Genomic DNA, 24,985 nt, shown 5'->3' on the forward strand with positions numbered 1-24,985 from the left:
GCCATCACGCGGACGGCGCAAATCGATCACGCGCGAACTCACGCGGCTGTGATACGACGTCGGTGATCCGGCCCGCGACGCGCTTCGTAAACAGGGCACTAGCAACCAACGCGAGGTTCGAAAATGTCGGTGTTTCGCAAGTTGAACGGAATGGAAACGGCTGCGGTCGGAGCCGCTCTGCTGATGACGCTCGCCCCGCTGGTGCCCTACGCGCTGCTCGGCTGATCGCCGCGCCGCAGAGGTCGATCGATCGTGGGCGACGGAATGATCACGACCCCGAAGCCCGTCGGCGATGCCGGCGGGCTTCTTCGGCAACGGCCGGCGAGGTCGATCAGCGCCGTCGCCGCAAGGTCACGAACTGAAAGATCTGGTCGCTGTCCCACGGCGCTTTTGCCGACATAGACGCTCTGCCAATGATGCTCGCGACTCGGCGAGTCCATCCCGACTTCTCCTGCCGCCGATCAGTTCGCTACGGATCGAGCTCGGTGTCCCAATATAAATAATCGAGCCAGCTCTCGTGCAGATAGTTCGGCGGGAACAGCCGGCCGTTGCGATGCAGCTGGTGGACCGTCGGCGCGAAGGCGGTCTGGCGCGGAAACATCCTGGCCTGGGCCGGCGTCATGTTGCCCTTGCGCAGATTGCACGGCGAGCACGCCGCCACCACGTTCTCCCACGTCGTCTGGCCGCCCTTGGAGCGCGGGATGATGTGGTCGAAGGTGAGGTCCTCAGGTGCGCCGCAATACTGGCAGGAGAAGCGGTCGCGCAGGAACACGTTGAACCGCGTGAAGGCCGGATGCGTCGACGGCTTCACGAAGGATTTCAGCGAGACCACGCTGGGAAGCTGGATCTCGAGGTTCGGGCTGTGAATCGCGCGGTCGTAATGCGCCACGATGTTGACGCGATCGAGGAACACCGCCTTGATCGCGTCCTGCCACGACCAAAGCGATAGCGGATAGTAGCTGAGCGGCCGGAAATCCGCGTTCAACACCAGCACCGGCCAACCGCCATGCGAGACATGCGCGTTCAAGAAACGCTCCTGACCCCCGACCGATCGACGCTGCGAAGCAGCATGCGGAAGGGATACTACAGCCAGCGTGACGCCGTTGTGAAGGGCAACCGGGAAAGGAAGCTCGCCGACGCGGGGAATTCCGACCAAATGCGGCGAATTCGGGAGAATGGATGTGCCGGAACGCTCGCGAATGAAGGCGATTGTTCCATATTTACCGGGCGCGTTGACGTCCGCGGGCTGCTTCTATCAGATGCGTAGCAGATAATCCCGATTTCGACCGTTCAGTTCCCGGAGGCGACCATGTCCAGCGCAGCAACCGCATCGCTCAAATCCACCGCCGCAGCGCCCGCCCATCAGCCCGGCCGCGGCCGGGTGTATGATTCGGTCGCCGATGCCTATGGCGATACCCCGCTGGTGCGGCTGAACCGGCTGCCGGGGCAGAACGGCGTCAAGGCGACGATCCTGGCCAAGCTCGAATATTTCAATCCGGCCTCCAGCGTGAAGGACCGCATCGGCGCGGCGATGATCGCCGCGATGGAGCGCGAGGGCATCATCAAGCCCGACACCATCCTGATCGAGCCGACCTCGGGCAATACCGGCATCGCGCTGGCCTATGTGGCGGCCGCCAAGGGCTACCGGCTGAAGCTGGTGATGCCGGAATCGATGTCGATCGAGCGCCGCAAGATGCTGGCCTTCCTCGGCGCCGAGCTGGTGCTGACCGAAGCCGCAAAGGGCATGAAGGGCGCGATCGCCAAGGCCGAGGAGCTGATCGCCTCGACCCCGAATGCGGTGATGCCGCAGCAGTTCAAGAACCTCGCCAACCCCGAGGTTCACCGCCGCACCACCGCCGAGGAGATCTGGAACGACACCAACGGCGAGATCGACATCTTCGTCGCCGGCGTCGGCACCGGCGGCACCATCACCGGCGTCGGCCAGGTGCTGAAGCCGCGGAAAGCCTCGCTGAAGGTGGTCGCGGTCGAGCCGGAGGAGAGCCCGGTGCTGTCCGGCGGCGCGCCCGGCCCGCACAAGATCCAGGGCATCGGCGCCGGCTTCGTGCCGGACATTCTCGACCGTTCGGTGATCGACGAAATCATCAAGGTGTCGGGACCGGTTGCGATCGAGACCTCGCGGGCGCTGGCGCGGCATGAAGGCATCCCCGGCGGTATCTCGTCGGGCGCCGCGATTGCGGCCGCGATCGAGCTCGGCAAGCGCCCGGAGAACGCCGGCAAGACCATCGTGGCGATCGTGCCGTCGTTCTCGGAGCGCTATCTGTCGACCGCTCTGTTCGAAGGCGTCTAGCCGCCGCCCACAACCGGCGTCGTCACGCCGTCACTCTGCCGCCGCGAGCAATCGCGGCAGCAGGCCGGCGTCGCGGGCGAATTCGACCATGATGTCGCGGACGTCGTGCGGCCGCTCCTCATGCGCCAGATGGCCGAGCCCCGGCATCAGCTCGATCCGCGCGCCCGGCACCATGCGCTGCACTTGCGCCGAATTGCTGGCCGCGATGGTCTTGTCGTTGCTGCCGGCGATCAGCAGCAGCCGGGTCGCCAGTTGCGGCAGCTCCTGCGCCGTGCGCTCGAGCCGCCAGCTCGCCATCATCCGCAGCGCCGCGGCGACATGGCCGGGGCTGCCGACCAGCCGGCGATAATAGTCGATGCCGTCCGGCTCGATCGACGAGCCGGTATCCACCAGCATCCGCTCGACCATGCCCGGATTGCGCGCGAACCGCGCCATCAGCCGCGGCACCATCGTGCTCGACGCCAGCAGCCGCGCCAACGGCAGCATGAACCGACCCGCCGCGCCGCCGATCGGCAGCAGCGCGCCGTTGAGCGCCACGACGCCGGCCGGCGCGATGCTGCCGTCGAGGCACATCCGCGCCAGCAGCGCGGCGCCGGCCGAATGGCCGGCGACCAGAACCGGCTGGTGGCCGAGCCCGCGCAGCAGCGCGGCGAGATCCTGCGCCATCGCATCGAGCGTCATGCGCGCCGGCGCCGGCGTCTGGGTGAAGCCGTGGCCCGGCAGATCGGGCGCGACGACGGTGAAGTGCTCCGCCAGCAGCGGCGCCAGCGTGCGCCAGGAATGCGTCGCCGCGCTGGTGCCGTGAATCAGCAGCAGCACCGGACCGCAGCCCATCTGCTGCAGGTGCCAGCGCAGCCCGGCGGCGTGCACGAACTGACTGGCGTCGCGATTGGGCCAGTCGCGGCCTTCGACGTCCCAGCGTGGTCTGGCAAGCAGCGCGGCCCGCGGCGTGCGGGGCGGAGGGTTGTTGTCGTTGAGCGCACGCATCATCGCCCTGTCCCTTGTTGCGCCGATGGCATCATCGCCGGCGCACCCTGTCAAATACGTGGCGAACGCCCGGTTCCGGGCGGGATTGTGTTATCTGCGAAAGTGGTACTCGCTTATGGCATCAGCCGGGTCAGTCTCCGGCGCGCGGACGCTGCGCTATGCTCATACTCGTGAGCACGTTGCGTTGGATTGACACCCTGTGTCAGCACTGCGCGACAGTTCGGGCGCGTAGCGTCACAACGCTGCTCGATCGCGTTGACCAAATCTGTCAGCACGCCGCGACACACGTGAAATCGGCATGAATACCGCAGATTTCCCTTCGCGGTCCTGCAAATCATTCCAATATTCAATTCAGTGCAGGCCCTGAACTAACAGTCAGGGTGAGTCGCAACGGCAGTCGCGGCGAATCGCGGCGACGCGTCCCGAACGGGAGTGAAGCGATGAAGATGTCTCATCTGGCCAATTTTCTGCTGATGATCTTCGGCGGCGCGGCGCAGGAAGTCGCCTACGCCGTCAGGCGCCGCTGGCGCCGCGACGACCGCGCCGAGTAAGCGACGCCGCGCGGACTAGGCGGCGCGCCCTCGCCTCAACCCGCCGTGATGCGACCCTGGTCGGGCGCGATCAGTTCCGGCCGCGAGCCGGACAACCGCTTGTGCAGATGCACCATGAAGGCCATGCCGAACAGCGGCGTCGCCAGATTGACGATCGGGATCGACACGAAGGCGGCGATCACCAGCCCGGCGATGAACACCGTGGTGGCGTTGTCGCGCCGCATCGCCTTGGCCTCGGCGGCGGGTCGGAAGCGCATCGCCGCGAGTTCGAAATATTCCCGGCCGAGCAGCCAGCCGGTGGCGACGAAGAACACGATGACGCCGGCGCCGGCGAACAGCAGGAACGGCAGCGCCACCAGATAGACCAGAATCGTCAGCAGCGCGGTCTTGATGGTCTCGATCAGCGCCACGCCGACCGGCAGCGCGACGCCCGGCTCGTCGTGCGGATAATATTCGCGCTCGACATGTTCGGCGGCCTCGTCGACGAAGATGCCGGCCACCAGCGAGGTCACCGCCGGCATCAGGAACACCGCGCCGACCACGATGCCGAGACCGGCGGCGATCGAGAATACCCAGGACAGGATGTTGAGCGGGGTCTGAAAGCCGCCCAGCGCGGCCTCGGCCCACAACTCGCTCGACGAGGCCAGCCAGCTCAGCAGCCGCTGCAGCCCGATCGCCGCCACCGCGATCAGCGCCAGCGCGAAGCCGATCGAGCGCCACAGGATCGAGCGCATCGGCGGCGACAGAATCTGGGTCAGCGCCTTGATGGCGGCGTCGAGCATGGGCGGTGTCCTCGTCCGGAAATCGGCCTGAAACAGGTAGAGGGGGCGACGGGGTTCGGCAAGGGCGGGGTGGTCCCGGCGGCCTCTCCACACTGAATCCCTCATCCCGGCCATCCACGCATCTCTTGCGGCCCTGCTGCGAGAACGTGGATGCCCGGCACAAGGCCGGGCATGACGCGTTGAAACGAAAGTGCCCGACTTCATTGGCCGCAGCCCCATCCCGGGCACGGTCCGATTCGCGCAGCTATCGCCGCAGCCGCCGCGACGCCGGGTAGTTCATGACTTTCGGCACCCGGCCCTCACGCAGCGCGCGCTGCATGGCTTCCCAGTACTCCGGCTGCATCAGTTCCGGATGGGCGTCGCGGAAGGCGCGGCGCAGGCCGGGCTCGTCGATCCGCAGCCCCTCCAGCATGTCGGCCGGACGGAACACCACGCCGTCCTCGAACTCCGGCACCGGGGCGAACGCGTTGCCGCGGACCTTCACGTCGGTCAGCGGCTCGACCGCGTCGTAGTCGAACAGATACACCTTGCGGATCCGGCTGACGCCGTAATTGCGGCCGTCGAGGTCCTTGTTGAAGATGTCGGCGGCGGCGTTGTTCTTGATGCAGTCGCCGAGATTGATCACCGCGGCGCGGGCGTCGGCGGCCGCAGCCGTGGCGAGATACAGCGGCAGCGGCGTCAGCTTGATCTGCACGATCAGATGCCGGAACACCAGCGCGTCGCGCTCCAGCGTCACGGTGTCGATGCCGGCCTCGAGCAGCTCGTCGAGCAGATCGGGCGCGAACATCGTGCGGGCGAGCTTGACGTTCGAATAGATGATGTTGTCGAGCATCGAGCCGGCGCGGTCGATCTCGTGCACCAGATTGTACTTGCGCAGCACCGCGTCGAGGCCGTCGAAATAGTCGAACTTGTAGTCGTCGGTCGGATGGTCGCGGATGATCTTCAGCACATAGGCCGAGGACGGCATCGTGAACGCGATCGCCACCGTGCCCTTGAAGCCCGGCGCGGTGTCCAGCTTTTCCTTGCTCTTGCGGTGCTCGGCGAGGATCTCGTTCATCACCGCGACCTTGCCGAGGTGATGAAAGCCGATGCAGGAATATTGCGTGCCGAGCGGCCGCTTCGGCATCAGCTCGTAGAGCAGCCGCGCCAGCTCGTGATAGCGCGGATTGGTGGCGTGATAATTCGCCAGCGTCGACGAGAACGCGAATTGCAGCTCGTCGGCGTCGCACAGCACCGCGTCGACGACGAGCCCGTCGTCCTCGTTGAGCAGCGCGATCAGCAACGGGATGTTGCGCGGCGGCATGTCGCCGCGGTCGCGCAGCCGGATCCGGCCGATCAGGCAGGCGCCGCGATTGCGGAAAAAGCCGGAGTCGGCGATCTCGATCTTTGCGGTTTCGCCGGCGCGTGGGCCGAGCGGCTCCAGCGCCGCCTCGATCGCGGCGGCGGCGAGCGCGGCGTCGCCGTCGAGATCGCGCCACGGCACGTTGAAGCCCGCAGCGTCGAGCACGTCGCGGATCACCTCCGGCCGGATCGGCAGCGTGGCGGCGATGGTCCAGACCACCGCGGCGACAGAGGCCGGCGGCCGCGCCGCCGGGCCGGTATCGTAGGACACCGGCCGCCATTCGTCGCTGACCAGCTTGCGGCGCAGCGACTGCCAGAACGCGAACGCGAAATCGGCCTCGTAGCGGCCGGCGATCGCCGCCAGCAGCTCGGCCTCGGCGCGCACCCAGACCTGCTCGTCATTGGCGAGTTCGGGCAGGCCGGCTTTCAGCAGCGGCACCAGCTGATCGATGCAGGCGGTATAGAGCCCGATCCGGATCCTCGACAGCCGCACCGTCGCGGTCCAGTCGCGCGCCTCGAACGCCGCCTTGGCGAGCGCCGGAATCCGCCGCGACACCGCATAGTAATTGTCGAACGCCGCCAGCACCACGCGCGCCAGCGTATGGGCCTGGTCGTCCGGATCGTCGGTCCGGACCAGCGCGTCGAGCAGGTCGAAATCCGGCTCGGCGATCCGTGTGGCGGCCTCGATATCGGAGGCGGCGAGAGGGTGGCGGCTGGCGGTCATCGCCGGGGATGATGCGGCGGATTCGGGCGCGGCGGCGTGATCTGGAGCAAATGCCGGCTCGGGCCGGCGCTTGCCTTCCTCGAGACAGGCAGATCGTCTTGCCGCTGTCCGTCTCCCGGCAAGGCCCCCCGCGCGGGCCTCCGGCCTGTGGCGCGGCGGTCAGCTCTGCGCATGACGGCGATCGACGTCGCCGGATCGTGTCCCGCTCAGGGTCGTCCGGCTGGCGGGACCACCGAGGCATCGGGCTGCGGCTTTACGGTAACCGTCTCGTCGGTCTCGAAGAAGGTCAGAGCGGCGGCCGAAAACCCGTCCGGTGCTTCGTACATCAGATGGTGCGTCGCGCCCTTGAACTGCACCAGCCACGCTCCCGGAATGGCCGAAGCCAGCGTCTTGGAACTTTCAGTGCCGACCACATTGTCGGCGGTGCCGACCACGAGCATCACCTGGTTGGCGATCGACGGCAGCTTGTCCAGCGGGGTCTTCCAGTGCGTGGTGGCTTCGACCTGCCGGGCCACGATCGGATCGGACGGCACCCTTCCGTGCAGCGCCTTGGCGACGTTGCTGCCATCGGTCGAGGTGGCGTGGATCAGCGCCTTGTTGAATCGATCGGGATATTGCAGCAGCAATTGCTGGGTAATCGTGCTGCCCATCGAATAGCCGAGCACGTGGCTACGCTTGACGCCAAGCGCGTCGAGCAGGCCGATCACGTCGGCGGCGAACAGCGGGTAGCTGAAGGGCGTGTCGTTGGCGGTGGTGTGGCCCATGCCGCGATTGTCCGGCAGGATCAGCTGATAGTTCTTCGACAGCGCATCGACGACCTGCGGCGGCCAGTTCTCGGCGGTCCCGCCGAGCCCCATGATCATCACCATCGGCGCGCCGCTACCGATCAGCTTGTAACCGATTGAGATACCGTTGGCGTTGACCTGATAGATGGCGCGGCCCTGCGGGTCCCGGCCGATCGCCTTGCCGACCGGCGCAACCGGATCGGCGAGGGCCGAGGTTGCGGTGAGCAGGAGTGCGACGATACCTGGAGCGAACAAGCGAGTGAGCGTTGCCATGCGAATCACCTTGCGACGTGTCGAATCACCGCCGGATAGCAGCAAGTGCGGAAAGCGTCGTTGCGGCTAAGGTGAAGCGCTAAGGGGATTCGTCGAAATCGTCGTCCCACACCCAGCCCTCGAGATCGCGATTCGCCTCGATCCCATCATCGATCGCATCATCCTCCGGATGCCGCGCCATCATCGCGGCTCCGCGGCGGAGATCGGCCAGAAACTGGGGATCACGCATGTCCGGCGCGCTGCGCACATTCGGACGTAAGCCCTGCGTCCGCAGCCGCTCCCGCAGCGATGCCAAGTGGGCGCAGGCAGTTTGGGAGGGGGGCTTATCTGGATCGGTTGGCATGACGGCAGCGTAACACGTTAGGGGCGTTTTCAATTCCTGGTTGTCATCCTCTGTCCATTGCGTCTTATTGTGAGGCTGCCGAAGCGGAGACTGGCGTGCCGACGATCGCGTATTTCCTCGGAATTGCCATCGCGATGTATTATCGCGATCATAACCCACCTCATGTCCATGTGATCTATCAAGGCTATGAGGCGTTGGTGGCGATTGAGGACGCCAGTCTATTGCAGGGCAAACTACCACCAACCGCAATGCTGATTGCGCGACGATGGGTTACCTTGCGGCGTGGGGCGTTGCTGGCGAACTGGGAGCGGGCGCGACGGCACGAAACGCTCGAACGAATTGCGGGTCCGGACGATGATGTTGATTAAAGTGCGGCGTGCGACCGCGCTGGGCGGTCACCGGCTGAAACTGGAGTTTTCCGACGATACCGTCGGAGAGCACGATCTCGGCTTCATCCTCGGCGAATCCGGACCAATGCTCGAGCCGCTCAAGGACCCCGCTTACTTCAACCGCGTCTTCGTCGAGAATGGTGTGCCGACCTGGCCGAACGGCTACGACTGGGACCCGATCGCGCTGCATCGCGAGATGCAGGCGGCGGGAGAATTGCGACCGGTCGGGAATGCGGCGGAGTAGCAGGCTGATTGCCATCCATAGGGGGTGGGGTCGCGCCGTGTCCGGCGGTCGCGCGCTTTCGACCAGCCTTCCCTTCGACCTTTGAGGTCACTCGATCAACTATCCACCTTCAACGCCGCAATAAACGCCTCTTGCGGGATGTCGACCTTGCCGAACTGGCGCATCTTCTTCTTGCCCTCCTTCTGCTTTTCCAGAAGTTTGCGTTTGCGGGTGATGTCGCCGCCGTAGCATTTGGCGGTGACGTCCTTGCGCAGGGCGCGGACGGTTTCGCGGGCGATGATCTTGCCGCCGATCGCCGCCTGGATCGGGATGACGAACATGTGCGGCGGGATCAACTCTTTCATCTTCTCCACCATGGCGCGGCCGCGGCCTTCGGCGCGCGTTCTGTGCACCAGCATCGACAGCGCGTCGACCGGCTCGGCATTGACGAGGATCTGCATCTTCACCAGATCGGCCGGCTTGTACTCGGTGAGGTGATAGTCGAACGAGGCGTAGCCTTTCGACACGCTCTTGAGGCGGTCGTAGAAATCGAACACCACTTCGTTGAGCGGCAGGTCGTACTTCACCATCGCGCGGGCGCCGACGTAAGTCAGCTCCTTCTGATTGCCGCGGCGGTCCTGGCACAGCTTCAGCACCGAGCCGAGATACTCGTCGGGCGTGAGAATCGTCGCCTCGATCCACGGCTCCTCGATCTCGGCGATCTTGACCACGTCCGGCATGTCGACCGGGTTGTGGATCTCCATCTGGGTGCCGTCGGTCAGCGTCATCTTGTAGATGACGGAGGGCGCGGTCGCGATCAGGTTGAGATCGAATTCGCGGCTGAGCCGCTCCTGGATGATCTCCAGATGCAGCAGGCCCAGGAAGCCGCAGCGGAAGCCGAAGCCGAGCGCGGCCGAGGTTTCCATTTCAAACGAGAAGCTGGCGTCGTTGAGCCTGAGTTTGCCCATCGCGGCGCGCAGCGTTTCGAAGTCGTCGGCGTCGACCGGGAACAGGCCGCAGAACACCACCGGAATCGCCGGCTTGAAGCCCGGCAGCATGTCGGTGATCGGCTTCCTGTCGTCCGTAATCGTGTCGCCGACGCGGGTGTCGGCGACTTCCTTGATGCCGGCGGTGATGAAGCCGATCTCGCCGGGGCCGAGTTCGTCCACCGTGGTCATCTTCGGCGTGAAATAGCCGACGCGCTCCAGATCATAGGCCGCGTTGGTGCCCATCATCCGGATGCGCTGGCCCTTCTTCATCACGCCGTCGACGATCCGCACCAGCACCACGACGCCGAGATAGACGTCGTACCAGCTGTCGACCAGCAGCGCCTTGAGCGGGGCCGAGCGGTCGCCCTTCGGCGGCGGCAGCCGCGTCACGATCGCTTCCAGCACGTCGGGCACGCCGAGGCCGGTTTTCGCCGAGATCATCACCGCGTCGGAGGCATCGAGCCCGATCACGTCCTCTATCTGCTGCTTGATCTTCTCCGGCTCGGCGGCGGGCAGATCGACCTTGTTGAGCACCGGCACGATCTCGTGGCCGGCGTCGAGCGCGTGATAGACGTTGGCCAGCGTCTGGGCCTCGACGCCCTGCGAGGCGTCAACCACCAGCAGCGAGCCCTCGCAGGCCGCCAGCGACCGCGACACCTCGTAGGCGAAGTCGACGTGGCCGGGCGTGTCCATCAGGTTGAAGATGTAGTCCTTGCCGTCCTTGGCGCGGTAGTTCAGGCGCACGGTCTGCGCCTTGATGGTGATGCCGCGCTCGCGCTCGATGTCCATCGAATCGAGCACCTGCTCCTTGCCGGCCATTTCGCGGTCGGACATCCCGCCGGTGATCTGGATCAGCCGGTCGGCGAGCGTCGACTTGCCATGGTCGATATGGGCGACGATGGAGAAGTTGCGGATGTTGTCGATGGGGGCGGTGGTCATGGTCGCGAGATAGCACCGGGACTCCGGCGCGGCAAGGCGAAGGGCGCCCGCAACCGCCCGAAAAACCGCCGCTTTTGGCGTGCTTGACGGGGCGGGCCGAACCGGCTGATGTCCGCCGCGCATGCCTCGAACCCAGGGTCCGGATGACCTCGATTGCCACGTCCCGCGGCCGCCTGTCGCTGATCGAGCGCTGGATCGATGCCTTGCTCGATCCCAAACGGCAGGAGCGTACCGTCATCCTGTCGCTGGCGGTCTATGCGGCGATCTGGACCGCCTACCGCACCATCGCCACCTGGCCGCGCGACCTGCACGCCGACGAAGCCGAGCTCTACGCCTGGTCGCAGCATCTGGCGTTCGGCTATGACAAGCACCCGCCGTTCTCGGCCTTCGTCGCCCGCGGGTGGTTCAGCGTGGTCCCGGTCTCGGACCTGACGTTCCATCTGCTCGCCACCGTCAACATCGCGGTGACGCTGTACATCGCCTGGCGGACGATGCGGCGCTATATGACGGCCGAGAAGGCGCTATTCGGGCTGGCGACGCTGACGCTGATCCCGTTCTTCAATTTCATCGCGCTGAAATACAACGCCAATGCGGTGCTGCTGCCGCTGTGGGCGCTGACCATCCATTGCTTCCTGCGCGCCTTCGAGGCCCGCGGCCTGCTGTGGCCGACGCTGGCGGGGGTGTTCGCCGGCGCGTCGATGCTGGGCAAATACTGGTCGATCGTGCTGGTCGGCGCGCTCGGGCTCGGCGCGCTGCTGGACCCGCGGCGTGCGCGGTTCTTCGCCTCCCCGGCGCCGTGGCTGATGATCATCGCGGGCGCGGCGGTGCTGGCGCCGCATGTCGCCTGGCTGGTCGATCACCGCTTCCCGACCTTTGCTTACGCGGCCGCGCGGGAATCTGACGGCCTCGGGCACAATGCGCTCGACACGCTGCGCTATCTCGCCGGCTGCGTCGGCTATGCGGCGCTGGCGTTGATCGCCACCTGGGTGCTGCTGCGGCCGTCGCGCGCCGCGCTGGCCGAGAGCGTCTGGCCGGCCGATCCGCAGCGCCGGCTGATCGTGACGATCCAGGTGCTGATGATCGTGGCCCCCGCGCCGCTGGCGCTTCTCAGCGGCATCCGCATCGTGCCGCTGTGGACGATGCCGGCCTGGACGCTGCTGCCGGTCGTGCTGCTGTCGTCGCCGCTGATCGCGGTCGGCCGCGACGCGCTGCGCCGGATGCTGATCGCGGCTGCGGCGCTGGCGCTGACGATCCTGGCCGCGGCGCCGGGCGTGGCAGTGGCGATCCACAGCAGCAGCCCGCCGGAGCCGTTCGAATACGCCTCCCTGCTCGCCGACGACATCGCGCGGGTCTGGCAGCGCCACACCGACAGGCCGATCGCGCTGGTGGCGGGCGAAACCGTGCTGGCGCAGAACACCGCGTATTATCTGCGCACCGACAGCCGCGCCTTCGCGACCGCCGATCTGGCTACGCTGAAAGCCGAGGCCGCCGCGCGCGGCGCGGCCCTGGTGTGCCCGGCGGCGGATCAGGCCTGTCTGGCGATCGCCGAGCAGATCGTGGCGGCGCAGCCGCAGATCCTGCGCAGCAAGGTGTGGCTCAGCCGGCCGCTGCTCGGAATCGCCGGCGGCACGGTGAAGGACGTGTTCTTCCTGGTGCTGCCGGAGGCGGGCGCCGCGGCGAAGTCCTGAGGCGCGAGCGCAGCGAGCCTCGAAGGATCGGCGGCGTGCGCAGTCTCCGTGTCCGCATCCTTCGAGGCTCGCCCTGCGGGCGAGCGCCTCAGGATGACGACGCAGAGGATGTCGTCGCGGAACGCGAGATTGCAGGCCTGAGGACTATTCTTCTTCGCCGAACTTGCTGCCCATCAGTTCGGCCAGCGCCTCGACGGCCTGCTGCGCCTCGGGGCCGGTCGCCGACACGGTGACGGTGGTGCCGATCCCGGCGGCCAGCATCATCAGGCCCATGATCGAGGTGCCGCCGACGGTCTCGCCGTTGCGCGTCACGGTGACGTCGGCCTGGAACTTCTCGGCCATCTGCACGAATTTGGCGGAGGCCCGGGCGTGCAGGCCGCGCTTGTTGATGACGGGAATCTCGCGGGAGATTTTTCCGGCGGTGCCAGCGACTGTGTCCGGGTGTCCGTCCGGCGCGGTCTGGGGCGCGTCTGCGGTCATTTGCCGGCCAGCACCCGGCTGGCGATGGTGACATATTTGCGCCCGGCTTCCTGGGCCAGGGCGATCGCATCGGGCAAGGTGCGCTCCTCGCGAACTTTCGCCAGTTTCACCAGCATAGGCAGATTGATCCCGGCGAGCACTTCGACCTTCGGGCGGCTCATGCAGGAGATTGCGAGATTCGACGGCGTCCCGCCGAACATGTCGGTCAGAATCGCAACGCCGTCGCCGCTGTCGACGCGATTCACCGCCTCGATGATGTCGCTGCGACACAGGTCGGCGTCATCCTCGGCGCCGATCGTGACGGCTTCGATTTGCTTTTGTGGCCCCATCACGTGTTCCAGCGCTGCCTTGAACTCGTCGGCAAGGCGCCCGTGGGTCACAAGTACTAGACCAATCATCGGAAACTCCTCGCGGGCGCTTCGTGGGTGCACCGCGCGAACGGGTCACTTTGACCATCCAGAGCCCCTATGCAAGGGGGTTCTCGCGATTCTCCCTCGAAGACAGGGGCAAATCGGGAACCGGGGCCGGTCTATTCAGTGACGATTGTGTGGCTCATATGGTTACAAAAATCCTTCCAGCAATCGTCCAACTGTGTGGCAGCGGTAACGGCATCGGTGGTGGTGAACGCTGCCACCACCAGAGGTAGCGGATCGTAGGCTTCGCCTACCGGTACCCGCGGCAATTCGACGCCCTGCACTGTCACACTCATCGATACGGCTTCCGGAAGGCGCGCGGCATCATCTGCGGCGAGGTCGACGACCAGGCCGACCATAGCCTCCGGCGCAGTCGGAACGCGGCGGAGGCCGAGGCCCCTGACCTCGATCATTCCGGCGATTTCCGGGACCGGGCGAACCCAGAGCCGGCCGTCGCGCTGCTCCAGAAAGACACGATCGTCGCCGATCAGTTCCACCGGGGGGATCTGTCGCGCCCGTCCTGCGACGATCAGCCCGAAGGCGAGGCGGGACTTGCCGGAGCCGGAGGGGCCGCGGATCAGCAACGCCCGGTCGCCGACCTTGACGGCCGAGGCGTGAACGCTTGGCGCGCCCGCCGCACTCATGTCGAGGGCAGCCGGACCACGAAGCGCGCCCCTGAGACCGTCGGCTCGCCGTCGGCGTCGCGCGGGCCGGGGCGGTTCTCGGCGCGGATCTTGCCGCCATGGGCCTCGACGATCTGCTTGGAGATCGACAAGCCGAGCCCGGAATTCTGGCCGAAGCCCTGATGCGGCCGGTCGGTGTAGAAGCGCTCGAAGATCTTGTCGAAGGCGTCGTCGCGGATACCCGGGCCCTCGTCGTCGACCACGATCTCGATCTCGGTCTTGCGTCGGCGGCAGACGATCTGGACGCGGCCGCCCTCGCGCGAGAACGACTGCGCGTTGGACAGCAAATTGGAGATCACCTGGCCGAGCCGCGAATCATGGCCGGGCACCGAGAACGAATCGTTCGCCGGCCCCTCGAACCGCACCTCGACCATCGCGATATTGCCGAGGCGGGTTTCGTTGGCGACCAGCGTCAGCGTCGTCAGCAGCCGGCGCAGATCGACCGGGGCGGCGTCCTGACGCTGCAATTCGGCGTCGAGGCGGCTGGCATCCGAGATGTCCGAGATCAGCCGGTCGAGCCGCTTCACGTCGTGCTCGATCACCGCGAGCAGGCGGGCGCGGCTCTTGTCGTTCTTCGCCAGCGGCAATGTTTCGACCGCGGAGCGCAGCGAGGTCAGCGGATTCTTCAATTCGTGGCTGACGTCGGCGGCGAACGCCTCGATCGCCTCGATGCGGTTGTACAGCGAATCCGTCATTTCGCGCAGCGCGCCGGACAGATGCCCGATCTCGTCGCGCCTTGTGGTGAAGTCGGGAATTTCGACGCGGGCGCGGATGCGGCGCCGGACCCGCTCGGCGGCGTCGGCGAGCCTGCGCACCGGGCCCGCGATGGTCGAGGCCAGCAGCACCGACAGCACGAACATCACCATCGCCGCGAGCCCGAAGATCTTCAGGATCGCCAGCCGCTCGGCGGTCACCATCTGGTCGATGTCGTCGCCCTGGGTCGACAGCATCAGCGCGCCGTGGATGGCGCGGAAGCGCTGCACCGGCACCGCGACCGAGACGATCACTTCGCCGCGCTCGTTGATCCGCACCATCGAATTCTTCTGGCCCTTCAGCGAATCGGCGACCTCCTGGTAGCCGTTGCCGTTTTCGGGCCCGAGTTCGCGATACAGCGGCAGGTCGCCGCGATTGAACCAGGTGCGGACCGCGATCATCGCGCGTTCGACGATGCCGGGCTTTTCCGCGGTCGGCGGCGGCAGTTCGAAGCGCATCACGTCGCCGCGGCCGTACAGGCTGCGGCTGTCGAGGATCAGCACGCCATCGCGGTCATAGATCCGCGCCCGCGTCTTGGTCGGCGAGATCAGCCGCCGCAGCACCGGCGCGACGCGCTCGGGATTGATCGGGAAATCGAGCACCGCGAATTCGTCCGGCGGGCCGTAGGTCTCGCCGGGCTTGAGATCGAGCAGCCGGTCCGGGTCGATGGTGATGGTGTTGGTTTCGACGGTGGCCGAGGCGGCGATCGCGCCGGCGATGATTTCCGCCTGTACCAGCAGGCTCTGCGCGCGGGCGTCGATCAGGCCGGCCCGGAACTGCGACAAATACAGAATGCTCGCCGACAGCGCCATCAGGCCGGCGAGGTTGAGCGACAGGATCCGCCGCGTCAGGCTGGAGAAGCTCAGGGTGAAGAAGAACTGCCCGGCGCGCCGCACCCAGGCGAGCGGCCGCGACCATGGCCGGGCCTGCGCCACAGCCTCGTCCGGCGCGGCGGCGTCGTCCCCGTCGCGGACTTCCTGATCAGCCGCGGTGCGATCCAGCAATGGCCAAGCCTGCCCGATGATTGGCGATGAGCAATTCTCGTCGGCGCATGATCTTCTCCGAAAACCGGTATCCCCTTTTTCGGGATCATGCGCCAGCATATCGCAATGCGGCGGCGCCGTCAGGCGCCGATGCGCCTGCGGGCCGGTGCGCCGTTCAGGTTTCCTTGAAACGATAGCCGACGCCGTAGAGCGTCTCGATCATCTCGAAATCGTCGTCGACCACCTTGAACTTCTTGCGCAGCCGCTTGATGTGGCTGTCGATGGTGCGGTCGTCGACATAGACCTGGTCGTCATAGGCGGCGTCCATCAGCGCGTTGCGGCTCTTCACCACGCCGGGACGGGTCGCCAGCGCCTGCAGGATCAGGAATTCGGTGACGGTCAGCGTCACCGGCTCGTTCTTCCAGGTGCAGGTGTGACGCTCCGGATCCATCCGCAGCAGGCCGCGATCCAGCGCCTTGGCGTCGGTCTCCTTCGGCGCAGCAGCCGGATCCTTCGGCGCCGACCGCCGCAGCACCGCCTTGACGCGCTCGACCAGCAGACGCTGCGAGAACGGTTTGCGGATGAAATCGTCGGCGCCCATCTTGAGGCCGAACAATTCGTCGATCTCCTCGTCCTTCGAGGTGAGGAAGATCACCGGCAGGTCGGATTTCTGCCGCAGCCGCCGCAGCGTTTCCATGCCGTCCATCCGCGGCATCTTGATATCGAGGATGGCGAGGTCGGGCGGCGAGGTGCGGAATCCGTCGAGCGCAGACGCGCCATCCGTGTAGGTCATGATCCGGTAGCCCTCGGCTTCCAGAGCGATCGAAACGGATGTGAGGATGTTGCGGTCGTCGTCGACCAGGGCGATTGTTGGCATGTAGCTCTTTCCGAAACGGCGTGGCGAGACCGCGAACGATTCGGCGATCCGTGGTTCAGGTTGCCCAAAAAGCACAGTCAACGAGCAATGCAAGCTGGGCTGAAATGTGGCCGGTTGCCAAATCTCGGGAACGCGACGCAATCAGGCGTGATATAAGCCCGGTTTCTGGGCATCAAAGCCCCATCCGGCAGTCAATTGACGGAATTTTCCCCATGCAGCCGACGGCCGAATTCGATGCGGGATTGGTCGCCAAGTCGCTCCTCCGCCGCCGTCGGGAGGGGGCGCTGGCCACCCTGCTGCGCGGCAGCGGCGATCCCTATTGCTCGCTGGTCAACCTCGCCAGCGCGCCGGACGGCTCGCCGATCCTGCTGATTTCCCGCCTGGCTGTGCACACCCGGAACCTGCTGGCCGACCCGCGGGTGTCGCTGATGCTCGACGAGCGCGCCGAGGGCGACCCGCTGGAGGGCGCCCGGATCATGCTGCTCGGCGTCGCCGCCGAGGCCGATCCGGCCGACGTTCCGCAGTTCCGCCGGCGCTATCTCGCCGCCCACCCCGGCGCGGCCGACTATATCGATTTTACCGATTTCTCGCTGTTCCGGATCGAAAGCAGCGGCGCGCATCTGGTCGCGGGCTTCGGCCGCATCGTCGATCTCGCGCCGCCGGACTATCTGACCGATCTCGGCGGCGCAGAGGATCTGCTGGAGTCCGAGGCTTCCGCGGTCGAGCACATGAATGCGGATCATTTGGGCACGATGAATCTTTATGCGACCCGGCTGCTCGGCGCCGCGTCGGCCGACTGGCGCTGTACCGGGATCGACCCCGAGGGGATCGATCTGCAGGCCGCCCGGACCACACTGCGGTTGCGGTTTCCGGAGCGGGTGACGACCGCAGCGGCGCTGCGGCACATGCTCAAACGCATGGCAGACATCGCCCGGGACGCCGCATGACTTGAGCCAGCGCAATGTCTTCCGGCGGTAAACCAAATACTGCCGCCCGGGTTGGCAAAGCCGAGGTTCGCCACTATTCAGTCGCCCCACTGGACCTAGGCGGTATATATTGTCGTTTACCGCGGGCTGAAGCGCATTGGCGGCAATCGCGCGATCGGGACAACGCGGACTCGAGGAGGATTCATTCGTGCAAGAGACGGGCGTGCATAACGGTGCTCATGGCGCCGACAAATTCGGACTTAAAAATCTCAACGGCGTGTACTGGAATTTCGCCGCTCCGCAGCTCTACGAGCATGCGCTGAAGAACGGCGAAGCCGTGCTGTCGGCCGACGGTGCGCTCTGCGCCGACACCGGCGAGTTCACCGGCCGCAGCCCGAAGGACAAATTCACGGTCCGCGACGCCACCACCGAGACCACGATGTGGTGGGGCGGCAACCAGTCGATCACCGCCGATCAGTTCGAGACGCTGTATCAGGACTTCCTGAAGCACGCCGAAGGCATGACGCTGTTCGCGCAGGATCTGTACGGCGGCGCCGATCCGTCGTTCCAGATCAAGACTCGCGTGTTCACCGAGCTGGCCTGGCATTCGCTGTTCATCCGCACGCTGCTGCGCCGTCCCGACCGCGCCGCGCTCGAGAGCTTCGTTCCCGAGCTGACGCTGATCGATCTGCCGAGCTTCCGCGCCGATCCCAAGCGCCACGGCTGCCGCTCCGAGAACGTCGTGGCGATCGACTTCGCCCGCAAGATCGTGCTGATCGGCGGCACCCAATACGCCGGCGAAATGAAGAAGAGCGTGTTCACCACGCTGAACTACTATCTGCCCGAGAAGGGCGTGCTGCCGATGCACTGCTCGGCCAATGTCGGCCCGCAGGGCGACACCGCGATCTTCTTCGGCCTGTCCGGCACCGGCAAGACCACGCTGTCGGCCGACCCGAACCGCACTTTGATCGGCGACGACGAGCACGGCTGGGGCAAGGACGGCGTCTTCAACTTCGAAGGCGGCTGCTACGCCAAGTGCATCAAGCTGTCGCCCGAGGCCGAGCCCGAGATCTTCGCCGCGTCGTCGCGGTTCGGCGCGGTGCTCGAAAACGTCGTGCTCGACGAAGTCACCCGCAAGCCGGATTTCGACGACGGCTCCAAGACCGAGAACACCCGGTCCGCCTATCCGCTGGAATCGATCCCGAACGCGTCGCTGACCGGCCGCGCCGGCCAGCCGAAGAACGTGGTGATGCTCGCCGCCGACGCCTTCGGCGTGATGCCGCCGATCGCCAAGCTGACCCCGGCGCAGGCGATGTATCACTTCCTGTCCGGCTACACCGCCAAGGTCGCCGGCACCGAGCGTGGCGTCACCGAGCCCGAGCCGGAATTCTCGACCTGCTTCGGCTCGCCGTTCCTGCCGCGCGATCCGTCGGTCTACGGCAACATGCTGCGCGAGCTGATCGCCAAGCATGATGTCGATTGCTGGCTGGTCAACACCGGCTGGACCGGCGGCATCTACGGCACCGGCCACCGCATGCCGATCAAGGTGACGCGCGCGCTGTTGACCGCGGCGCTCGACGGCTCCTTGCGCAACGCCGAATTCCGCACCGACCCGTATTTCGGCTTCGCGGTCCCGACCGCGCTGCCGGGCGTGCCGAGCGAACTGCTCGAGCCGGTCAAGACCTGGGCCGACAAGGCCGCGTTCGACGCCACCGCGCGAAAACTGGTCGGCATGTTCCAGAAGAACTTCGCCAAGTTCGAAGCGCAGGTCGACGCCGAAGTCCTCGCCGCCGCGCCCGACGTCAAGATGGCGGCCGAGTAAGCTTCACTGCGGCGGTGAGTTCGCCGCCGCGATGAGAGTGACGAAGGGCGGTCCCGCGGGGCCGCCCTTTTCGTTTGGGAGCCGCACCCTCGCGCCGAGCATTCTGGGCGCAATCATTCCGGACGCCGAGCATTCCGGACGTCTTGCCGCTGCCCGATCGCTGTTTCCGGGGGGTGGCGATCCGCCGCCCCCTCTGCTATGTGGATTCCCGACGCCCGCGGCACGCCGCGGCCGGCCGGTCCCGTAGCTCAGCCGGATAGAGCGGCGGTTTCCTAAACCGTAGGTCGGATGTTCGAGTCATCCCGGGATCGCCAACGCGCCCTGCGCGCCCGACTCGTTTTCGAGACAAGCCGTTTCAATATGACTCGTCATGCCCGGGCTCGTCCCGGGCATCCACGCGCTGCAGCGCTGGCGGAGGCCGAAAACGTAGATGGTCGGGACGGAGCCCGGCCATGACGGGTTGATAGCTCGGTGCAAGCCTCAGCTCACACCCGCACCATCCGCTTGCCCCTGTTCTCCCCCGCCAGCAGGCCGATCAGCGCGGCCGGGGTGTTCTCCAGCCCGTCGATGACGTCTTCCTGCACCTTGAGCTTGCCGCTTTCGACCCAGCCCTGCAGCTTGGCGACCGCCTCGTCGCGCTGGTCCATGTAGTCCATCACGATGAAGCCCTGCATGATCAGCCGCTTCACCACGATCAGGCCGGGGATGCCGCGCGGGCCGGTGGCGGACGGCGTGCGGTCGTATTGCGAGACCGCGCCGCAGCAGGCGATCCGGCCCTTGAGATTCATCTGCGCCAGGCACGCTTCGAGAATGTCGCCGCCGACATTGTCGAAATACACGTCGATGCCTTTGGGGGCCGCGGCGCGCAGCGCCTTGAACAGCGCGCCGTCCTTGTAGTCGACGGCGGCATCGAAGCCGAGCTCGTTCACCAGCCAGTCGCACTTCGCCTTGCCGCCGGCGATGCCGACGACGCGGCAGCCCTTGATCTTGGCAATCTGGCCGACGATCGAGCCCACTGATCCGGCCGCGGCCGACACCACCACGGTTTCGCCGGCGCGCGGCTTGCCGATGTCGAGCAGGCCGAAATAGGCGGTGAGGCCGGCGATGCCGTAGACGCTGAGCAGATGCGTCAGCGGCTCGACCTTCGGCAATTTGGTGAGATGCTTGGCCGGCAGCGCCGCGTAGTCCTGCCAGCCGGTGTCGCCGAACACGATGTCGCCGGGCGACAGTCCTTCGGCCTTCGAACTCACCACTTCGGCGATGCCGCCGCCGGGCATCACGCTGTCGGTCTCGACCGCGGCCCGATAGGTCGCGCCCTGCATCCATGCGCGGTTGGCGGCGTCGAGCGAGATGTAGCGCACGCGCACCAGCGCCTCGCCGTCCTTCGGCTCCGGCACCGCTGCTTCCGCCATGCGGAAATGCTCGGGCCCGAGCTTCTCCTTCGGCTTCTCGATCAGCAGCACCTGGCGGTTGACGGCGGTCATATGTCTCTCCCTGATTGCAGTGTTGTTGTCGGGTTGGCGGCGGACGCTAATCGGCGCCGCCGCCATGCGCAACGTTCAAATCGGGCGTCAGAAGAACCGCAGCTCCTCGGCGCGGCCGCCGCGCAGCACCGTGGCGAATTCGATCGCGAGAAACAGCCCGCCGGCGACGTAGATCCGCGCGCCGAGCCGCTCGGCCAGCGCGCGCGCCTGTTGCACCGCATCGGCGACGGTCGCAGCCGTATGAATCCCGGCGCGCGGATTGGCCGCGCGCGCGGCCTCGGCGATCACTTCGGCCGGCGCGCCCTTGTGATGCGCGGCGCTGCAGACGATGGTGTCGAACATCGGCGCCAGTGCCGACACGATCTCGCCCGCCGCCTTGTCGCGCGACACGCCGAGCACCAGGATCCAGCCGCTGTCGCCATGCGCGGCGTGGAGTCCGGCGAGCGCCTGGCGGATGCCGTCGGGGGTGTGGCCGACATCGATCACCGTCAGCGGTTGCGTGCTGATCGCCTCCAGCCGCCCCGGCCAGCGGGCCTCGGACAGCCCGTTGCGGATCGCGGCGTCGAGTCGCGCGGAATCGCGTGCCGGCTGCGGTTGCTTCAGCCACGACGCGAACAGCGTCGCGGCGATCGCCGCATTGTTGATCTGGAACGCGCCGAGCAGCGTGGTTTCTAGCGCCATGTAGTCGGTGTCGCCGAGCCGCAGATCGAAGCGCTGCTTGGCGTCGACCAGGGCCTCGGCTTCGACGCCGATCTCGTCGCGCACATACAGCGCGGCGATGTCGCGATTGCGGATGTACTCGTCGAGGTGATCGCGCAACGGCCGGCAGTTCTCGCCATACACGATGGTGCCGCCCGCCGCGCAGGCGTCGCTCTTGTCGGAGGCGATCAGTTCCAGCGAGCCGCCGAGCAGGCCGACATGTTCGAGATCGACCGAGGTGACGCAGCTCACGCGCGCGCCGAGCAGCCGGACCGGATCGTAGCGGCCGCCGATCCCGGCCTCGCACACCACGAGATCGCAATGCTGCTGCTGGAAGTACACGCAGGCCAGCGCGAACTGCGCCTCGAACGCGCCGAATTGCTCGCCGCGCGCGGCCGAGATCTCGGCCACCGCGGTCGCCACGCGTTCGAGCAGCGGCGTCAAGTCAGCGTCGGGGATCGGCACGCCGTCGATCTGGAAGCGCTCGTTGAAGCGCATCAGATGCGGCGAGGTGAACAGCCCGGTGCGCAGGCCGTAGGCACGGCCGATGCTCGCCGTGAACGCCGCCGTCGAGCCCTTGCCGTTGGAGCCGCACACCGCAATCGCGACGCGCTGCAGCCGGGCGCGGTCGATGCCGAGCCGTTCGAGCAGCGCTGCGAGCCGCGCCAGACAGATCCCTTCGCCGTATTTCGGCAGGTCGAACATCTACAACAGTCCCGTCGTCGTGAACGTATGCCGCCAGATCGCGAGAATCAGATCGTCGCGGCCGCAGCTTTCCAGAAAACGGATCGCCGGATTGGAATTCACCTCGATCACTTGCACGACGTCGCGCCGCTCCGGATCGACGAACAGATCGACCGCGCCGAGCCGCAGCCCGAGCGCGCGCACCGCCGCCGTGGCCGCCGCGATCGCCCGCGCGCCGGCGCCCTCCATCGTCATCGCGCCGCCGGCGCTGAGATTCATCCGCCCCTCGATCTCGCGCAGTTCGCCGTCCGCCGGCACCGTGTCGAATGCGGCATCGTCGGTGGCCGCGTCCGAGAGGCCACGCTCGCGCAGCGCGCGATCGTGATCGCGCAGCAGATCGCGCAGGCTGTGAACGCCGTCCCCGATCACGAACGGCGGTCGCTTCCGCGCGGTGTAGAGCGCCTCGCCGTCGACCACGAAGACGCGATATTCATGGCCGGATGCGATAGGCTGGATCAGCACGGAATCGTAGCTGCGCGCGACCTCGTCGAGATACGACGTCAGCGCCGCGGCGCTCGCGATCGGCCGCGCGAAGTCGCCGCGCGATCCGGTCAGCGGCTTGGCGAAGGCGCGGCCGCCGAGGGCTTCGAGATAGTCCTGCGCGTCGCCGCGTTCATGCCCGGGCGGACGCAGCGCGCGGTGCCGCTCGTGCAGGAAGAAGTAGCGCCCGCCGAGCGTCGCCAGCCCGGCGCGCTGCAGCAGCGCATTGGCAAGATATTTGTCGGTCGCCAGCGACGACGCGGTGGCGTCGTTCTGCGGATAATACGAGCAGCGCCCGCCTCCGAAGCAGATTTCACGGGACGCCGAGGCGATGCCGAACAGCAGGCCGGTGCCGCCGTCCAGTTCGCGGAACGAAAGGCCGAGCCGGGCGCAGGCATATTCGGCGTAGATCGCCTGGTCGGGATAGAACCCCGGTCTGCCGCGTCGAAAAGCCTGCAACTGTGGCATGAGGGCCCCGCTCGTCGCGCGGCGGTTTCCGAACGACTCGTGGCCGCAACCTAGCGGATCACCGAGGTGTGATCCAGCCGTGCGGCCGCCGTTATCGCGCCGCGATCGGCGTGCTATACAACGCGCACTTCGCCCGCGCCCGCGGGCGCGGCCACGGTCCGCTTCGCGGCGGACGACAAACAGGCTGGAGCCCTTCGTCCGGCTCGCGGGGAATTCATGGAAACGATCCTGCTTCCTTTCTCGCCGCGCTACATCGCGCTGACGATCTGTGCGGTGCTCACCGCGCTGTTCGCCTCGATCGCGATCGCCGATTATCACACCAAGCTGTTCGGCCTGTTGCTGACGCTGGCATTGATATTCGCCGCGCTGACGCTGCTCGGAATCCGCGATCTGTTGCAGAAGAACCACGCGGTGCTGCGCAACTATCCGATCTCGGCGCATCTGCGGTTCCTGCTCGAGGAAATCCGCCCGGAGATGCGGCAGTATTTCTTCGAGAGCGAGAAGGACGGCAAGCCGTTCAGCCGCGACACCCGCGCCCTGATCTATCAGCGCGCCAAGATGGTGCTCGACAAGCGGCCGTTCGGCACCCAGAGGGACGTCTACGATCAGGGCTATGAATGGATGCATCATTCGGTCGCGCCGCGGCGGCATGCCGAGGAACAGTTCCGCGTCACGATCGGCGGGCCGGATTGCAGCAAGCCCTATTCGGCCTCGGTGTTCAACATCTCTGCGATGAGTTTCGGCGCGCTCAGTCCGAATGCTATTCGGGCGCTGAATGCCGGCGCCAAGAAGGGCGGCTTCGCCCACGACACCGGCGAGGGCGGCGTCAGCCCCTACCATCAGGAGAACGGCGGCGACCTGATCTGGGAAATCGGCTCCGGTTACTTCGGCTGCCGCACCCGCGACGGCCAGTTCGATCCCGAGGCCTTCGCGCGCGTCGCCGGCGACGACCAGATCAAGATGGTGGAGCTGAAAATCAGCCAGGGCGCCAAGCCGGGCCATGGCGGCGTGCTGCCGGCGGCGAAAGTCTCCGAGGAGATTTCTCGCATCCGCGGCGTGGCGATGGACGAGGACTGCATCTCGCCGCCCTATCACAAGGCGTTTTCGACGCCGATCGAGATGCTGCGCTTCATCGCCGAGATGCGTCGGCTGTCGGGCGGCAAGCCGGCCGGCTTCAAGCTGTGCATCGGCCACACCTGGGAGTTTCTCGCGATCTGCAAGGCGATGCTGGCGACCGGCATCTATCCGGACTTCATCGTCGTCGACGGCAAGGAGGGCGGCACCGGGGCCGCGCCGCTGGAGTTCATGGACCATCTCGGCATGCCGATGCGCGAGGGCGTCAACTTCGTGCACAACGCGCTGATCGGCATCGGCGCGCGCGACCGCGTCCGGATCGCCGCCGCCGGCAAGATCGCCACGGCGTTCGACATGGCCCGCGCGATGGCGCTCGGCGCCGACTGGTGCAATTCGGGCCGCGGCTTCATGTTCGCGCTCGGCTGCATCCAGTCGCTGAGCTGCCACACCGACCGCTGCCCGACCGGCGTGACGACGCAGGAGCCGTCGCGCTATCGCGCGCTGGTGGTGACCGACAAGATCGACCGCGTCTACAATTATCACCACGCCACGCTGCACGCGCTGGCCGAGCTGATCGCCGCCGCCGGGCTCGATCATCCGCAGGACATCCGCCCGATCCATTTTTCGCAGCGGACCACGTCGTCCGACGTGGTGTCGCTGGCGCAGCTCTACCCGACGCTGCGGCCGGGCGAATTGCTCGACGGCACCGACGACCCCCGCTTCAAGCACGCCTGGGCGATAGCGCGCGCGGAGACCTTCGCGGCGGCGGTGTAATGC

At 66.6% G+C, this 24,985-nt stretch carries 22 protein-coding genes and 1 tRNA gene; 8 read left to right on the plus strand and 15 right to left on the minus strand.

Annotated features, from left to right (window positions below; genetic code table 11):
• Positions 1-469: 469 nt before the first annotated feature.
• Positions 470-1,027, minus strand: coding sequence for an HNH endonuclease (locus ACTZWT_RS16930; protein WP_011439379.1), 558 nt, complete (start codon positions 1,025-1,027; stop codon positions 470-472).
• A gap of 282 nt (positions 1,028-1,309) precedes the next feature.
• On the opposite strand from ACTZWT_RS16930, the gene cysK reads away from it, so the two are divergent.
• Entirely contained in the window at positions 1,310-2,308 is a 999-nt protein-coding gene (cysK, locus tag ACTZWT_RS16935) for a cysteine synthase A (protein WP_444770841.1), read from the plus strand.
• A gap of 30 nt (positions 2,309-2,338) precedes the next feature.
• Here cysK and bchO read toward each other — a convergent pair whose 3' ends face one another.
• The 5 genes from bchO to ACTZWT_RS16960 all read right to left on the minus strand — a co-directional run bounded on the left by bchO (position 2,339) and on the right by ACTZWT_RS16960 (position 8,094).
• A complete protein-coding gene (gene bchO / locus ACTZWT_RS16940) occupies positions 2,339-3,298 on the minus strand; it encodes an alpha/beta fold hydrolase BchO (RefSeq protein WP_444770842.1) in 960 nt (319 codons plus the stop codon).
• A gap of 583 nt (positions 3,299-3,881) precedes the next feature.
• Positions 3,882-4,628 (minus strand): sulfate transporter family protein, encoded by a 747-nt coding sequence (locus ACTZWT_RS16945; RefSeq protein WP_444770843.1) that lies wholly within the window; start codon positions 4,626-4,628, stop codon positions 3,882-3,884.
• Between the two features lie 244 nt (positions 4,629-4,872).
• A complete protein-coding gene (aceK, locus tag ACTZWT_RS16950) occupies positions 4,873-6,693 on the minus strand; it encodes a bifunctional isocitrate dehydrogenase kinase/phosphatase (protein WP_444770844.1) in 1,821 nt (606 codons plus the stop codon).
• 206 nt (positions 6,694-6,899) lie between these two features.
• Positions 6,900-7,796 carry an alpha/beta fold hydrolase gene (locus tag ACTZWT_RS16955; protein WP_444770845.1) on the minus strand — a complete coding sequence of 299 codons (897 nt, stop codon included), beginning with the start codon at positions 7,794-7,796 and terminating at the stop codon, positions 6,900-6,902.
• A gap of 34 nt (positions 7,797-7,830) precedes the next feature.
• On the minus strand, positions 7,831-8,094 hold the full coding sequence (locus ACTZWT_RS16960; protein ID WP_444770846.1) for an antitoxin MazE-like protein: 264 nt from the start codon (positions 8,092-8,094) through the stop codon (positions 7,831-7,833).
• Between the two features lie 95 nt (positions 8,095-8,189).
• Here ACTZWT_RS16960 and ACTZWT_RS16965 point away from each other — a divergent pair, with 95 nt between their 5' ends.
• Positions 8,190-8,462, plus strand: a complete 273-nt coding sequence (locus ACTZWT_RS16965) for a DUF4160 domain-containing protein (protein WP_444770847.1) — start codon at positions 8,190-8,192, stop codon at positions 8,460-8,462.
• The gene (locus ACTZWT_RS16970) at positions 8,449-8,727 is read left to right on the plus strand and encodes a DUF2442 domain-containing protein (RefSeq protein WP_444770848.1); all 279 of its coding nucleotides are present in this window, start codon (positions 8,449-8,451) and stop codon (positions 8,725-8,727) included. Before ACTZWT_RS16965 ends, ACTZWT_RS16970 begins: the two co-directional genes overlap by 14 nt.
• A 95-nt stretch (positions 8,728-8,822) precedes the next feature.
• On the opposite strand, the gene lepA is transcribed toward ACTZWT_RS16970, so the two are convergent.
• On the minus strand, positions 8,823-10,634 hold the full coding sequence (gene lepA, locus ACTZWT_RS16975) for a translation elongation factor 4 (protein ID WP_444770849.1): 1,812 nt from the start codon (positions 10,632-10,634) through the stop codon (positions 8,823-8,825).
• 143 nt (positions 10,635-10,777) lie between these two features.
• Between lepA and ACTZWT_RS16980 the strand changes: the two genes are divergently transcribed.
• Positions 10,778-12,322, plus strand: a complete 1,545-nt coding sequence (locus ACTZWT_RS16980) for a glycosyltransferase family 39 protein (protein ID WP_444770850.1) — start codon at positions 10,778-10,780, stop codon at positions 12,320-12,322.
• Between the two features lie 144 nt (positions 12,323-12,466).
• Here the strand turns inward: ACTZWT_RS16980 and ACTZWT_RS16985 are convergent, their stop codons facing one another.
• From ACTZWT_RS16985 to ACTZWT_RS17005, 5 genes are all read right to left on the minus strand, one after another.
• On the minus strand, positions 12,467-12,802 hold the full coding sequence (locus ACTZWT_RS16985; RefSeq protein WP_444770851.1) for an HPr family phosphocarrier protein: 336 nt from the start codon (positions 12,800-12,802) through the stop codon (positions 12,467-12,469).
• Complete coding sequence (locus ACTZWT_RS16990) at positions 12,799-13,200, minus strand: PTS sugar transporter subunit IIA (protein WP_054160899.1); 402 nt, start codon at positions 13,198-13,200, stop codon at positions 12,799-12,801. Before ACTZWT_RS16990 ends, ACTZWT_RS16985 begins: the two co-directional genes overlap by 4 nt.
• 131 nt (positions 13,201-13,331) lie before the next feature.
• Positions 13,332-13,859 (minus strand): HPr kinase/phosphorylase, encoded by a 528-nt coding sequence (locus ACTZWT_RS16995; protein WP_444770852.1) that lies wholly within the window; start codon positions 13,857-13,859, stop codon positions 13,332-13,334.
• Entirely contained in the window at positions 13,856-15,586 is a 1,731-nt protein-coding gene (locus ACTZWT_RS17000; protein WP_444770971.1) for a stimulus-sensing domain-containing protein, read from the minus strand. Before ACTZWT_RS17000 ends, ACTZWT_RS16995 begins: the two co-directional genes overlap by 4 nt.
• Positions 15,587-15,809: 223 nt before the next feature.
• Positions 15,810-16,511, minus strand: coding sequence for a response regulator transcription factor (locus tag ACTZWT_RS17005; protein WP_011439364.1), 702 nt, complete (start codon positions 16,509-16,511; stop codon positions 15,810-15,812).
• A gap of 212 nt (positions 16,512-16,723) precedes the next feature.
• Here ACTZWT_RS17005 and ACTZWT_RS17010 point away from each other — a divergent pair, with 212 nt between their 5' ends.
• The 3 genes from ACTZWT_RS17010 to ACTZWT_RS17020 all read left to right on the plus strand — a co-directional run bounded on the left by ACTZWT_RS17010 (position 16,724) and on the right by ACTZWT_RS17020 (position 19,573).
• Positions 16,724-17,458, plus strand: a complete 735-nt coding sequence (locus tag ACTZWT_RS17010) for a HugZ family pyridoxamine 5'-phosphate oxidase (RefSeq protein ID WP_444770972.1) — start codon at positions 16,724-16,726, stop codon at positions 17,456-17,458.
• A 187-nt stretch (positions 17,459-17,645) separates the two neighbouring features.
• A complete protein-coding gene (locus tag ACTZWT_RS17015; RefSeq protein ID WP_444770853.1) occupies positions 17,646-19,259 on the plus strand; it encodes a phosphoenolpyruvate carboxykinase in 1,614 nt (537 codons plus the stop codon).
• 237 nt (positions 19,260-19,496) lie between these two features.
• Positions 19,497-19,573, plus strand: a tRNA-Arg gene (locus ACTZWT_RS17020).
• A 171-nt stretch (positions 19,574-19,744) separates the two neighbouring features.
• Here ACTZWT_RS17020 and ACTZWT_RS17025 read toward each other — a convergent pair.
• The 3 genes from ACTZWT_RS17025 to ACTZWT_RS17035 all read right to left on the minus strand — a co-directional run bounded on the left by ACTZWT_RS17025 (position 19,745) and on the right by ACTZWT_RS17035 (position 23,134).
• Entirely contained in the window at positions 19,745-20,743 is a 999-nt protein-coding gene (locus ACTZWT_RS17025) for an NADP-dependent oxidoreductase (protein ID WP_444770854.1), read from the minus strand.
• Positions 20,744-20,830: 87 nt separating this feature from the next.
• Entirely contained in the window at positions 20,831-22,147 is a 1,317-nt protein-coding gene (locus ACTZWT_RS17030; RefSeq protein ID WP_444770855.1) for a bifunctional folylpolyglutamate synthase/dihydrofolate synthase, read from the minus strand.
• A complete protein-coding gene (locus tag ACTZWT_RS17035; protein WP_444770856.1) occupies positions 22,148-23,134 on the minus strand; it encodes an ATP-grasp domain-containing protein in 987 nt (328 codons plus the stop codon).
• Between the two features lie 216 nt (positions 23,135-23,350).
• On the opposite strand from ACTZWT_RS17035, the gene ACTZWT_RS17040 reads away from it, so the two are divergent.
• The gene (locus ACTZWT_RS17040) at positions 23,351-24,982 is read left to right on the plus strand and encodes an FMN-binding glutamate synthase family protein (protein ID WP_444770857.1); all 1,632 of its coding nucleotides are present in this window, start codon (positions 23,351-23,353) and stop codon (positions 24,980-24,982) included.
• The last annotated feature ends 3 nt before the right edge of the window (positions 24,983-24,985 follow it).

The organism is Rhodopseudomonas sp. NSM (assembly GCF_052445935.1).
Taxonomy (GTDB): domain Bacteria; phylum Pseudomonadota; class Alphaproteobacteria; order Rhizobiales; family Xanthobacteraceae; genus Rhodopseudomonas.